The organism is Actinoplanes utahensis (assembly GCF_016862455.1).
Taxonomy (GTDB): Bacteria; Actinomycetota; Actinomycetes; order Mycobacteriales; family Micromonosporaceae; genus Actinoplanes; species Actinoplanes utahensis.
The window spans coordinates 1-12,069 of sequence record NZ_BOMZ01000078.1 but is presented as its reverse complement, the minus strand read 5'-3'; the positions used below and the strand labels follow the sequence as shown (position 1 = coordinate 12,069).

The window sequence follows — 12,069 nt, the reverse complement described above, 5'->3', positions numbered from 1 at the left end:
CCTGTCTGTTCGGCGCGGGCGGCACGCCGCTGAAGCGCGGCGGGGAGTGGCGTGTGGCACCTTTCGCGGGATCGGCGTTCCGGCCGGTTACCGCCCGGCGCGGCGGTCGGCGCGACAGAACGGCCGGATGAGGACGCGGTGGCTGTTCGCCGACCAGTCGGGGGCCGGTCAGCACTCGATGACGTTGACGGCGAGGCCGCCGCGGGACGTCTCCTTGTACTTGATCTTCATGTCGGCGCCGGTCTCCTTCATCGTCTTGATCACCTTGTCCAGGAGACGTGATGCCGGCCGTCGCCGCGCAGCGCCATCCGCGCCGCGGTGACCGCCTTGACCGCGGCCATCCCGTTGCGCTCGATGCACGGGATCTGCACCAGGCCGCCGACCGGGTCGCAGGTCAGGCCCAGGTTGTGCTCCATGCCGATCTCGGCGGCGTTCTCCACCTGCTCCGGGCTGCCACCGAGCACCTCGGCCAGCCCGGCCGCGGCCATCGCGCACGCCGAACCGACCTCGCCCTGACAGCCGACCTCGGCGCCGGAGATCGACGCGTTCTCCTTGAACAGCCCGCCGATCGCGCCCGCGGTGAGCAGGAACCGCACCACCCCCTCGGTTCCGGCGCCGGGCACGAACTCCAGGTAGTAGCGCAGCACCGCCGGGATGATGCCGGCCGCGCCGTTGGTGGGCGCGGTGACGACCCGGCCGCCGGCGGCGTTCTGCTCGTTGACGGCCATCGCGTACACGGTCAGCCATTCCAGGGGGTCACCGTCGGCGGCCAGCTTGCGGGCGGTCTGCGCGGCACGGCGACGGACCTTCAGACCCCCGGGGAGTACGCCCTCCGCGTCCAGTCCGGCGTCGATGCAGTCGGTCATCACCTGCCAGATGCCGAGCAACTCGGCACGCACCTCGGCCGGCGGGCGCCACACGGACTCGTTGGCGAGCATCAGGCGGGAGATCGACAGGCCGGTGGCGCGGGTCAGCGACAGCAGTTCGGCGCCCGAGGAGAACGGGTGGGGCGGGGACGTGCCGTCCGGTCGTACCACCGCGGGGGTGTCACCCACGACGAACCCGCCACCGACGGAGAAATAGGTCTTGCGCAGCATCTCGGCGCCGTCGGCGCCCAGCGCCGTGAAGATCATGCCGTTGGGGTGCTCGGGCAGCGACCGCCGCCGGTGCAGCACCAGATCCACCGGGAACCCGAGATCCCGCACCGACGGTTCGAGGCTGGTGTCGACCGTCTCCGGGTCGTGGCCCAGCAGCCCGAGCAGCACCGCCCGCGGCGTGCCGTGGCCGTGACCGGTCGCGCCGAGCGAACCGAACAACTCGGCCCGCACGCCGGTCACCGAGGCGTCGAGATGCCGGGCGAACATGCGGGCGGCGCGCATCGGGCCGACCGTGTGCGAGCTGGACGGCCCGATCCCGATCGAGAACAGGTCGAAGACGGAGACGGCCACGGGGAGGCTCCTTCGGTGTCGGGCCTCCCTCGCTCTGTCATGGATGCCTGAGAGGTTCACCGCGGGACGCGGTTTGCACCGTGGGCGCAGCCCGGGTGGGCTGTCTTTCCAGAGTCGCCGGACCGCTGCGGTACGTGGGCCTGAGAGATTCTGAGGGAGAAGTTGCTCCTTCGGCGACCCGCTGCGACCAGCGAGTGCTCTCCCGCGGCGGCGTGACGGCGAAAGTGTTCGGTTGTGGGCTCGAACCCTACTACGCGGATTCGCGTACGAGGGCGCCGCCCGTGGACGGACGCCGGATCCGCCGTGATGCCCGAGAGTCGAACCCATGCCTGCTCGTCTCCGCACCGTGCTCTGGATCATGATCGTGGTCGCCGGCCTGGTCCTCGTGGCGCCCTACCTGAGTCTCGGCAGCCGCCTCGAGGTGCACGGCTACGTGCACTACGCCGTCCTGGTGGCGCATGTGCTCACCGCGGCGGTGGCGCTGATCCTGGGACCGTTGCAGTTCATGCCGGCGGTCCGGGCACACCGCCGGCGGCACCGCCTGATCGGCCGGGTGTACCTGCTCGGCGGAGTCCTGCCGGCGGCGGTCACCGCCCTGCCGGTCGCGGTGTGGTCGGTGAGCCCGCTGACCCGGATCAGCCTCACCCTCGCGGCCGTGCTGTGGCTGGTCACAGCCGGGCTCGCCGTCCGGGCCGCCCGCCGCCACGACATCACCGCCCACCGCGAGTGGATGATGCGCAACTACGCGCTGACGTTCCTGGCCGTCACCGCGCGCCTGGTCGTCCCGGTGATCCTGCTGCTGCGCGTCACGATCGCCGACGACAGCCCCGCCTCGATCGCGGAGACCGCCACCACCCTGATCCCGATCGGCCAGACCGCCGGCTGGATCATCAACCTGGCCGTCGCCGAGGCCCTCATCCGCCGGGGAACGCTCCGGCGACGTCGTCCCGCGGCCAGTGGTGTGCGTAAATAGCGGGCGCGTCGCCACGGGGGCCGGAATACTGCCCCGATGACCGATTCTGCTACGCCGCCGCTGCTGCGGCCTCGGGCTCTGCGGGCCGGGGATCTGGTGGTCATCGCGGCGCTGTCCGGGCCGCTGCCCGCCGAGTACGAGTCGCACGTCCAGCACACGGCGACCGTCCTCGAAGGGATGGGTTTCCGGGTCCGACGGGCGCCGCTGCTGGCGGTGGGGCGGCGGCGCTGGTGGAGCGCGGCCTCGCCGGCGGAGATCGCCGCCGATCTCAACGGGCTGCTGAGAGATCCCGAGGTACGCGCGATCGTCGCCGGCGACGGCGGCCAGACGGTGTTCGGCTACCTGGATCTGATCGACCTCGACGCGGTCCGGGCCGACCCCAAACCGATCCTCGGGTACAGCGACATCTCACTGCTGCATCTGGCGCTGTACGCCCGTACCGGCCTGGCCGGGTTCCACGCCGACATGGCCGTCCCCGGTTTCGGCGGGCACTGGCGGACCGCCCCGCCGGCACGCCACGCGGAACTCCGCGACCTCTACGTCCGGCTCCTGACCGACCCCGAGCCGCTCGGCGCGCTGCCCACCGGCCCGGCGTGGGAGTGCTGGCGCCCGGGCCGTGCCGAGGGGCCGCTGATCGGCGCGGTGATCAACCGGATCGCGCTCGTGCAGGCGACCCGGTTCGCGGTGCCACTCGACCGGTTCGACGGGGCGGTGCTGTTCTGGGAGGAGATCGGCGGCCACATCTCGCACGTGTGGAGCTACCTGCAGGTGCTGCGGCACGCCGGCATCCTCGACCGGATCTCCGGCATGGTCGTGGGCATTCCCCACGCGATCGCCGGTCTGGAGGAACCGGACGCCTCCCCCACGCTCGCCGAGATCGTCCTGGACGTCCTCGGCGACCGGGACATCCCGGTCCTGGGAAACGTCGAGTGCGGGCACGCCGGCCCGGTGCTGCCGATGCCGGTGGGCGTCCGCGCGGCCCTCGATGCCGGCCGGCGGACCCTGACCCTGCGCGAATCGGCGGTACGCCCATAGCCGTCCCCCGCTGCCCCGCGGAGGCGGTGTGCTGGCGGGGTTGCATCCGGTACCCGGGTACCGGCTTATGGTCGACCGGACGGCGCCGACGGTGCCCTGTTCGAGGAGACCGGCATGTCCTTCGTGATTCCGGACGCCTGCACGCTGCCGACGGCTGCGCAGCCGTCGCGGCTGGCGGAGTTCGACGCGTTGTTCGCCACCGCGGTACGTCAGGTGGATCGGCTGGACGCGACACGCGCCCGGCTGCGCATGGCCGGCCCGGCCGGGCTGGCGGCCACGGTGCGTGATCTGACCGCACGGGAGACCGGGTGCTGCTCGTTCTTCACCTTCACCGTCGCCATCGAACCGGCGCCGGACGGTGCGGTCGTGGTCCTGGACGTCGAGGTGCCCGCCCGGCACGCCGACGTGCTCGCCGCGCTGGTCCAGCGGGCGAGCACCCTGGCCGAAGCCCCGCCCGCCGGGCTGCCGTTCCAGGGCACCCGCGCGGCGCCGGCATCGTGATGGAGGGCTTGCGCACCGGCGAGGTCGCCGAGCGGGCCGGCGTCAACATCCAGACGCTGCGCTACTACGAACGCCGTGGCCTGCTCGCCGAACCGGTCCGGTCCAACGGCGGGCACCGGCTCTACCCGGCCGACACCGTCGCCCTGCTCACCGTGATCAAAGCGGCGCAGCGGCTCGGTTTCACCCTCGACGAGGTGGCCGGTCTCCTGGACGCCGGCCGGCGCCGGCACCCGAACGCGGACCTGCGGCAACGCGCCATCGACAAGATCGCCGAGATCGACCGGAAGATCGCCGACCTGACCGCGATCCGCGGCACGCTCACCCAGGTCGTCGACGCGCGCTGCGACAGCCTCACCGACTGCACCTGCGCCGACTGCCCGATCCCGTACCTGACCATCGCCACCACCCGACCGGACGGAGCGCCCGCATGAACCGGCCCGCCACCCCGCCGACCCGTACCGCCGTCCCGGCACCGGTGCGGATCGGCACCGAGCCACCACGGCGCAGCAAGGTCACCGGCGGGCTCGCCGTCCTCGCCTGCGCCACCTGCTGCGCCCTGCCCCTGCTGATCGGCGCCGGCGTGCTCACCGCCGCCGGCGCCGCGATCCTGGAGAGGACGCTGCTCGCCGTCGCCGCCGGCCTCGTCGTGGCGGCGCTGGGGATGTGGGGGCTGCACCGGCGCCGCTCCGCCCGGCACACCGGCTGCGGGTGCACCGGCGGCGGATGCGGTTGCTGACCGGCGCGACGGCACCCGCGGGCCGGTGTGCTGACATGTGCGCATGATGATCCTCCGTTCGATCCTGCTGTTCGCCCTGGCCGCGCTGGCCGAGATCGGTGGCGCCTGGCTGATCTGGCAGGGCGTCCGCGAACACCGGGGGCTGTGGTGGGTCGGCGCCGGGATCGCCGCGCTGGGCGCGTACGGCTTCGTCGCGACGTTGCAGGCGGACGCGAACTTCGGCCGGATCCTCGCCGCGTACGGCGGGGTCTTCGTCGCCGGGTCGCTGGGCTGGGCGATGGTCGTCGACAGATTCCGGCCCGACCGCTACGACGTCGCCGGCGCCGCGATCTGCCTGATCGGCGTCGCCGTCATCATGTACGCCCCGCGGCCCTGACCGATGGCACAGGCACCCTTCAGAGGCCCTCGATCAGAACGACCGGCAGCAGGCCGAGGTAGGGAAGGACGCTGTCGGGCAGGAGGGTGGCGCCGAACGCGGCACTGCGACGCACGGCGATGCGAAGGCGAGACGGATACGGGTGCGACGTGAACGGTACGGGCCACTACGGTTCGTTCGTGCACAACCAGGTTCCTTCTGATCCGTTCCAGCAGCCGGCCACCCCGTACGCCGCGCCCGCTCCCCATGTCCCGCCGTACGACCCGTTCGCGCCGCAGCCGTACCCCGGAGACGACCTGCCGCACGAGCAGTACGGACCGCCGTCGGGTTACGGACCGCCGCCGGGTTACGTACCGCCGGAGTTCGCACCGTACCCGGCGCAGGCCGGCACCAACGGATTCGCGATCGTCTCCCTGGTCGCCAGCATCTGCGGTGGCCTGGTCGTGGGCACCCTCCTCGGCATGGGGTTCGGCATCGCCGCGCTGGTGCAGATCAAACGGCGTCCGCAGAAGGGCCGCGGCATGGCCATCGCCGGGGTGGTGATCTCCAGCCTGACGCTGGTGGTCACGATCGCGATCGTGACCACCTTGATCGTCGACGAGTCCCGGGACCGGGCGGCCGGGATCACCGACGTGGAGGCCACCGCGTTGAAGCGCGGCGACTGCATCCGCGAGTTCGACGAGTCGACGACGGTGTACGACATGCCGGTGGTGCCGTGCACCCAGCCGCACGCGGCGGAGGTCTACCACGTCTTCACCCTGCCGTCCGGGCCGTTCCCGGGTGAGCCGGCGATCGAGGAGGAGAGCGACGACGAGTGCGGTGTGGCGTTCGAGCCGTACGACACCCCGCAGAACGAGGAGCTGGACATCTACTACCTGCATCCGCAGCGCAGCACGTGGAGCCGGGACCGCGGGGTCACCTGCATCGTGGTGGACCCCAAGGGCACCCGTACCACCTCGATCCTGAATTAGACCGGGTTCGGGCGGCCCCAGCAGGCCGCCCGTCCACCATCAGCGAGTCCGCCGGCCGCGCTCGAAGAGGAGGCGGCGGGCCTCCTTCGTGTCCAGGGCACGCAAGCCGCCCTCGGCCCGGGAGCGGTACGACTCCTCCTCGTGGTCCAGGGCCTCCGCCAGCACGTCGAACGCCCTCGGTGACCCGGCGCCGGCGATCAGCTCCAGCAGCCAATAGCGGTGGGGGCCGTCGCGCCGATACTCCTGGATCAGCTCGTCGATGTGGTCGGCCGCGATCAGCGTCAGCAGATGGAACCCGTCTTCGCTGAGCTGCGGATCCTTGTCGCGCATGAGCTTCAGCGAGCGCGCGTAGTCGCCCTGGGCATTGCGGAGCAGGCGCTCCCGCTCAGCCTCCCAGTTCCGCACGGCGTCGATGCTATCGCCCGCCCGCCGCCATGACCGGCCGGCGAGGCGTCACGATGTCCGGCCGGTGGCGGCCTGCGCCAGCGCGGCCAGCACCGACCGGCTCGTCTCGTCGACCGGCAGACCGCCGAGGGCGGTCAGGGACCGGTCCAGCAGCTCGCCGATCATGGTCTCGACGGCGTCGAGCGCCCCGGCGCCGGTGATGATCTCCCGGAGGGTCTCGACGCCGTCGGCGCCGAGGCCCGGGTCGCCGAGCAGGGACCGCAGGGTCGCCTGTCCGGCGGCGTCGGCCCGGTCCAGGGCCAGGGCGACGAGGACCGTACGTTTGCCCTCCCGCAGGTCGTCGCCCGCGGGTTTGCCGGTCCGGGCGGCGTCGCCGAACACGCCGAGGATGTCGTCGCGCAACTGGAACGCCTCGCCGAGCGGCAGCCCGTAGGCGGAGAGGCCGGCCAGCAGGTCGTCACCGGCGCCGGCGAGCCGCCCGCCGAGCAGCAGCGGCTGTTCGACGCTGTATTTGGCGCTCTTGAACCGCACCACCCGGCGGGCCCGGTCCAGCGCGCCGTCCGGGCGGCGGCCCGCGGTGGCCTGTTCCAGCAGGTCCAGGTACTGCCCGCCCATCAGCTGGGTGCGCATCCGGTCGAAGACGGCTCGTCCGCGGACGAGCGCGGCCGGGTGCAGGCCGCTGCCGGTGTAGAGCTCGTCGCTCCAGGTCAGGCACAGGTCGCCGGCGAGGATGGCGGTGGACGCGCCGAAACGGTCGGAGTCGCCGCTCCAGTCGTTGCCGCGGTGCAGGGCGGCGAACCGGCGGTGCATGGCGGGGGCGCCGCGCCGAGTGTCGGAGCCGTCCATGATGTCGTCGTGGATCAGGGCGGCGGCCTGGAAGAACTCCAGCGCGGCGGCCGCGGCCACGAGGGCCGGATCGTCGGGCCTGCCGGCGGCTCGCCACGCCCAGTAGCAGAAGGCCGGGCGCAGCCGTTTGCCGCCGTCCATCAGGTCGGCCACGTACCGCACCAATGGCAGGCAGTCGTCGCTCACCTCGGCGAGCACCCGCTCCTGCACGCGGAGGAACTCCGTGATGGTCTCGTGCACCCGGGTGCGAAGGTCTTCGATCTTCAGCGGGTGCGGATTCCTCTCCATGGCAATGAATCTTGGCAGAAGAGTATTTAGATTGTCTTGCTACCCGAGGGGTTTATGATCTTTCCGTGACCGACCTCGCTCTCGCCGTCCGGGACCTGCTGCGCGCCAACGGGGAGGCCACCCACGGCCTGGCCCGCCGCCTCGGCGTCGGCGTCACCGACGCGATAGCGCTCGATCATCTGCTGAGCAGCCCGGACGGGCTCGGGCCGACCGAGCTCGGCCACCGCCTCGGCATCCGATCCGCCTCCGCGACGACACTCGTCGACCGCCTCGAGGCAGCCGGGCACGCCGAACGCGTACGCCATCCCTCCGACCGCCGCCGGCAGACCGTCGTGGCCGGCAACCGCACCCGGCAGCAGGCCGCGGAGGCCCTGCATCCGCTGATCCAGCGGATCGAGGCGGCCGCCGCCCGGATGGCCCCCGACGAGGTCACCGCGGCGACCGCCTTCCTGCACGAGGTCGCCGAGGCGATGCGCGACTACGCCGGGCGCGCGTGATGGCGGCCCTGCGGCGGTTCCTGGTCCTGCCCCGGGTGATCTGGTACGCGGCGCGGGCGCCGCGCGGCCGTGACCGGGTGTGGGACACCTACTGGCGCGACATCGGCGGCGGCGGCGCGGACGGCGACGTGCTGTGGGACGGCGCCACCGACCGGGGCACCCGATGGTGCCTGGACCAGGCGCTCCGGCACTTCGATCCGGCGCTGCCGGTGGTCGACGTGGCATGCGGCAACGGAACCCAGGCGCTGCTGCTCGCCGACCGTTTCGCGCCGGTGGTCGGCGTCGACGTGTCGGGAGAGGCGGTCGCGCGGGCCCGGCAACGCGCCGCGGGACGGTCCAGGCTGTCGTTCCGGGTCGCCGACATCACCCGGCCCGGCGCCGGCCGGGATCTGGCCGCGGAGCTCGGGCCGGCCAACGTGCACATCCGTGGCCTGCTGCACATCCTGGACGAACGGCAGCGGCGCGCCGCCGCCGGCAACCTGGCCGACCTGGCCGGCGAACGCGGTGTGGTGCTGCTGGTGGAGACCGCGGGGGCGGGCGGCGCGCTGCGCTACCTGGAACAGCTGGGGGTACGGCTGACCGCGTTCCCGCAGACGGTGGCCCGCTGCCTGCGGGCCGGGCTGCCGATCCCCCGCGACTTCGGCGAGCGTGAGCTGGCCCGCGCGTTCCCAGCCGACCGCTGGCAGGTGCTGACCACCGGCACGACGGACCTGGACGTGGTGGTCACCGGCGGCCCCACGGCGGTCCCCGCCTTCTACGCCGTGCTGAAACGCCGGACCTAGACGCGGACGTCGCGGGTGAGCAGGTCGTCGATCGCGGCGGCCGTGACCGGGCGGCCGAGATGCCAGCCCTGCGCCGCGTCACAGTCGAGCTCCCGCAGCCGGGCCAGCTGCTCCGGCGTCTCCACCCCTTCGGCGATCACCGACAGGTCGAGGACGTGGGCGAGGTCGATGAGCGTGGCCACGATGTGCGCGTCGGCGGGGCTGCCACCGTCCTTGAGCCCGTCGACGAACTGCCGGGCCAGCTTGAGCACCCGGACCGGCAGGGTCCGCAGATAGACCAGGTTGGAGTAGCCGGTGCCGAAGTCGTCGATGGCGATCCGGATGTCGTGCCCGGCGAGGGTCCGCAGCGCCTCCATCGGCGCGCCGGAACCCGCCATCATGGCGCTCTCGGTCAGTTCCAGTTGCAGCGACCCCGGTGGCAGACCGGTGTCGGCCAGGACCGTCAGCACGTCACCGACCAGCCGCGGATCGTACGTCTGTGCGGTGGCCAGGTTGACGCTGACCACGAACGACGGGAACCGGCGGCGCCAGGCGGCGGCCCGCGCGCACGCCTCCCCCAGCACCCACCTGCCGATCGGGCCGATCGCGCCGCTCTCCTCGGCCAGGTCGATGAACACGTCCGGGGACAGCGTGCCGAGCCGGGGGTGATGCCAGCGCAGCAGCGCCTCCACGCCGAGCAGGCGGCCGCTGCCGACCTCGACGAGCGGCTGGTAGAGCAGGCCGAACTCGCCGCGGTGCAGCGCGGTCGGCAGCTCCTCGGCGAGGGTGTAGCGGGCCACCTGGACGGCGTTGAGCTCGGCGTCGTAGCAGAGCCAGCGGCCCCGCCCGGCGGCCTTCGCCCGGTACAGGGTGAGGTCGGCCGCCCGCAGGATCTCCGCCGGTCCGCTGTCGCGCGCCTGCTGGGTGACGATGCCGATGCTCGCCGACACCCGGAACTGGTGGGTGCCGGCCTGCACCGGATGCTCCAGGCTGGCGAGCACCCGGTCGGCGACCGCGATCAGGTCGTCCTGGGAGGCCCCGGTCGCCAGGACGACGAACTCGTCGCCACCCATCCGGGCGACCAGGTGACCGGACTCGCCGGCGCACCGGCGCAGCCGGCCGGCGATGGCGACGAGCAGCCGGTCGCCGACGTCGTGGCCGAGGCTGTCGTTGATCCGTTTGAAGCCGTCCAGGTCCAGGTAGCAGAGGCCGACCCGGTTGTCCGGCTCCTGGAACGCCGCGGTCAGCCGTTCGGTGAAGCAGGCCCGGTTCGGCAGTCCGGTGAGCAGGTCGTGGGTGGCCTCGTACCGGAGTCGCTCCTGAAGGCGATGGCGTTCGGTGACGTCCTCCATCATCGCCACCGTGTACCGCGGCGCCCCGGTGTCGTCGCGCAGCAGCGAGACGGTCACGGTGGTCCACACCTCGGATCCGTCCTTGCGGGGGTACGCCTTCTCCATCCGCACGTAGTCCCGCGCCCCGCTGACCATCTCGTCGTAGCGCACCCACATGTCCGGCACGTCGGTCCGGTGCACCAGGTCCCGGACGGTGAGCGCGCGCACCTCGTCCTCGGTGTACCCGAGCAGGCGGGCCAGCGCCGGGTTGACCCGCACGATCCGGCCGTCCACGTCGGCGATCCCGATGCCGATCGCCGCGTCCCGGAACAGGGCACCGAACCGGGCCTCGCTCTCCCACAGCGCCTGCTCGGTCTCCTTGTGGGCGCGCAGCACCGCCTGCCCGATGCGTTCCTGCTCCACCAGGGTGCGGCCGCGCAGAGCGGCGGCGTACCCGGCGGCGAGATCGGCCTGCACCGCGGTCACCCGGTCGGCGACCCGGTCCCGGTCGGCGTCCAGCACGGCCAGCAGGGTACGCAGCGGCGCGCCGAACGTGACGAGGCAGGCACGGACCGCGCCGGGGTCGGTGAGACCGGCCCGCACCAGGGACTCGCCGATGTCCGTGCCGACCCCGGGATCGTCCGTGCCACCGGCCAGCGCCGCCAGGAGACGGTGCGTGTGCCCGGACAGCATCGTCTTGAGCTCGGCGGCGCTCAGCGGCTGGAAACCGGCCTGCCGCACGGCCCGCACCCACTGCCGGACGAACCGCGCGACGGCGGCGTCACGCGCGGACATCACCCGCGAGGATCCCCACACCCGCGTACGCCGCCGTCCGCTGCGGATCCTCGTCCGGCTCGTCCCCCGGCTCGGGCCGCCAGGTGGTGAGGAACACCAGGCCCGGGTCGACCAGGGTGAAGCCGTCGAAATACCGGGCCAGTTCGGCCCGGCTGCGCAGCCGCAGCGCCGAGTCGGTCTGGCCGGACAGGTCGTACGCGGCGAGCACCTCCGGCGGCTGCCCGTCCCCGGTGACGTGCGAGAGCAGCAGGTAACTACCCGGGCAGACCGCGTCGCGCAGCCGCCCGATGATCGCGGCGGGGTCGTCGGAATCGGGCAGGAAGTGCACCACCCCGGCGAGCAGGATGGCCACCGGCCGGCTGAAGTCGAGCAGCCCGGTGGCGCGGGCCCGGTCCAGCAGGTCCGCGGGCTCGCGCAGGTCGGCGCAGACCACCACGGTGTACGGGTCGTCGCGCAGGATGGTCCGGCTGTGCGCCACCGCGACCGGGTCGATGTCCACGTAGATCACCCGGCTGCCCGGCGACGCGGCCTGCGCGATCTCGTGCACGTTGCCGGCCGTCGGGATGCCGGAGCCGATGTCGAGGAACTGCCGGATGCCCTGCCCCGCCAGGTAACGGACCGCGCGCCGCAGGAACACCCGGTTGGCCCGCATGGTGTCGCCGACGTTCGGGGTCATCCGGATGATCTGCTCGGCCAGCTGCCGGTCGACCTCGAAGTTGTGCGCCCCGCCCAGGAAGTAGTCGTAGACCCGGGCGTTGCTGGGACGGTCCACATCGATGTCGGCGGGAATCCAGTCCAGTTGATCCGGCACCTGTACCTCCTACACCCGCGTGTGTATTCCGGCCGCTGTCCGCGCCCGCAGTCCACACGCTCTCGGTGGCGGAAGGTCGCGAATCCAGTTCGCGGAGTTTACCGGTGCGATCGACCGAGCAAGCGATCGGGCTCGATCTCTGTCGCGCCGGCGATCAGGATGCCGGGCAGGCGCGGGAACGGGAGGCCGGCCCGCGCCGGATCCGCAGGTGCCCGATCACCGGTGGGCCCGGCGCGGGGTGACCGATCACCGGCGGATCCGGCGCGGGATGCTCGGTCACCGGCGGATCCGGCGC

At 72.7% G+C, this 12,069-nt stretch carries 13 protein-coding genes, 1 pseudogene and 2 riboswitches; of the genes and pseudogenes, 9 read left to right on the top strand and 5 right to left on the bottom strand.

Annotation, left to right across the window (positions count from 1 at the left end; all coding sequences use genetic code 11):
• Nucleotides 1-168 precede the first annotated feature (168 nt).
• Nucleotides 169-1,448, bottom strand: a pseudogene (locus Aut01nite_RS26030) (L-serine ammonia-lyase).
• 32 nt (nucleotides 1,449-1,480) lie between these two features.
• Nucleotides 1,481-1,562: riboswitch (glycine riboswitch) on the bottom strand.
• 4 nt (nucleotides 1,563-1,566) lie between these two features.
• Nucleotides 1,567-1,663: riboswitch (glycine riboswitch) on the bottom strand.
• Between the two features lie 110 nt (nucleotides 1,664-1,773).
• Between Aut01nite_RS26030 and Aut01nite_RS26025 the strand changes: the two are divergent.
• From Aut01nite_RS26025 to Aut01nite_RS25995, 7 genes are all read left to right on the top strand, one after another.
• On the top strand, nucleotides 1,774-2,421 hold the full coding sequence (locus tag Aut01nite_RS26025; protein WP_043526664.1) for a DUF2306 domain-containing protein: 648 nt from the start codon (nucleotides 1,774-1,776) through the stop codon (nucleotides 2,419-2,421).
• 36 nt (nucleotides 2,422-2,457) lie between these two features.
• Nucleotides 2,458-3,456, top strand: coding sequence for a S66 peptidase family protein (locus Aut01nite_RS26020; protein ID WP_043526663.1), 999 nt, complete (start codon nucleotides 2,458-2,460; stop codon nucleotides 3,454-3,456).
• A 114-nt stretch (nucleotides 3,457-3,570) separates the two neighbouring features.
• A complete protein-coding gene (locus tag Aut01nite_RS26015) occupies nucleotides 3,571-3,957 on the top strand; it encodes a hypothetical protein (RefSeq protein WP_052163905.1) in 387 nt (128 codons plus the stop codon).
• A complete protein-coding gene (locus Aut01nite_RS26010; RefSeq protein WP_043526661.1) occupies nucleotides 3,957-4,388 on the top strand; it encodes a MerR family transcriptional regulator in 432 nt (143 codons plus the stop codon). The genes Aut01nite_RS26015 and Aut01nite_RS26010 overlap by 1 nt, the downstream gene beginning before the upstream one ends.
• Nucleotides 4,385-4,693 (top strand): mercuric ion transporter MerT, encoded by a 309-nt coding sequence (gene merT / locus Aut01nite_RS26005; protein WP_043526659.1) that lies wholly within the window; start codon nucleotides 4,385-4,387, stop codon nucleotides 4,691-4,693. Before Aut01nite_RS26010 ends, merT begins: the two co-directional genes overlap by 4 nt.
• A 43-nt stretch (nucleotides 4,694-4,736) precedes the next feature.
• Nucleotides 4,737-5,069 (top strand): YnfA family protein, encoded by a 333-nt coding sequence (locus Aut01nite_RS26000; RefSeq protein ID WP_043526658.1) that lies wholly within the window; start codon nucleotides 4,737-4,739, stop codon nucleotides 5,067-5,069.
• Nucleotides 5,070-5,248: 179 nt separating this feature from the next.
• Nucleotides 5,249-6,040 (top strand): DUF4190 domain-containing protein, encoded by a 792-nt coding sequence (locus tag Aut01nite_RS25995; protein WP_161790659.1) that lies wholly within the window; start codon nucleotides 5,249-5,251, stop codon nucleotides 6,038-6,040.
• 39 nt (nucleotides 6,041-6,079) lie between these two features.
• Here the strand turns inward: Aut01nite_RS25995 and Aut01nite_RS25990 are convergent, their stop codons facing one another.
• Nucleotides 6,080-6,445, bottom strand: coding sequence for a HEAT repeat domain-containing protein (locus Aut01nite_RS25990; RefSeq protein ID WP_236642772.1), 366 nt, complete (start codon nucleotides 6,443-6,445; stop codon nucleotides 6,080-6,082).
• 48 nt (nucleotides 6,446-6,493) lie between these two features.
• Entirely contained in the window at nucleotides 6,494-7,579 is a 1,086-nt protein-coding gene (locus Aut01nite_RS25985) for a polyprenyl synthetase family protein (RefSeq protein ID WP_052163903.1), read from the bottom strand.
• A gap of 95 nt (nucleotides 7,580-7,674) precedes the next feature.
• Between Aut01nite_RS25985 and Aut01nite_RS25980 the strand changes: the two genes are divergently transcribed.
• A complete protein-coding gene (locus Aut01nite_RS25980; RefSeq protein ID WP_373871553.1) occupies nucleotides 7,675-8,076 on the top strand; it encodes a MarR family winged helix-turn-helix transcriptional regulator in 402 nt (133 codons plus the stop codon).
• A complete protein-coding gene (locus tag Aut01nite_RS25975; protein WP_043526656.1) occupies nucleotides 8,076-8,858 on the top strand; it encodes a methyltransferase domain-containing protein in 783 nt (260 codons plus the stop codon). Before Aut01nite_RS25980 ends, Aut01nite_RS25975 begins: the two co-directional genes overlap by 1 nt.
• Here Aut01nite_RS25975 and Aut01nite_RS25970 read toward each other — a convergent pair.
• Nucleotides 8,855-10,963: a putative bifunctional diguanylate cyclase/phosphodiesterase gene (locus Aut01nite_RS25970; RefSeq protein ID WP_043526735.1), complete on the bottom strand. Its 2,109-nt coding sequence runs from the start codon at nucleotides 10,961-10,963 to the stop codon at nucleotides 8,855-8,857. The genes Aut01nite_RS25975 and Aut01nite_RS25970 overlap by 4 nt on opposite strands.
• Nucleotides 10,950-11,774 (bottom strand): SAM-dependent methyltransferase, encoded by an 825-nt coding sequence (locus Aut01nite_RS25965; RefSeq protein WP_043526654.1) that lies wholly within the window; start codon nucleotides 11,772-11,774, stop codon nucleotides 10,950-10,952. The genes Aut01nite_RS25970 and Aut01nite_RS25965 overlap by 14 nt, the downstream gene beginning before the upstream one ends.
• Nucleotides 11,775-12,069 lie beyond the last annotated feature (295 nt).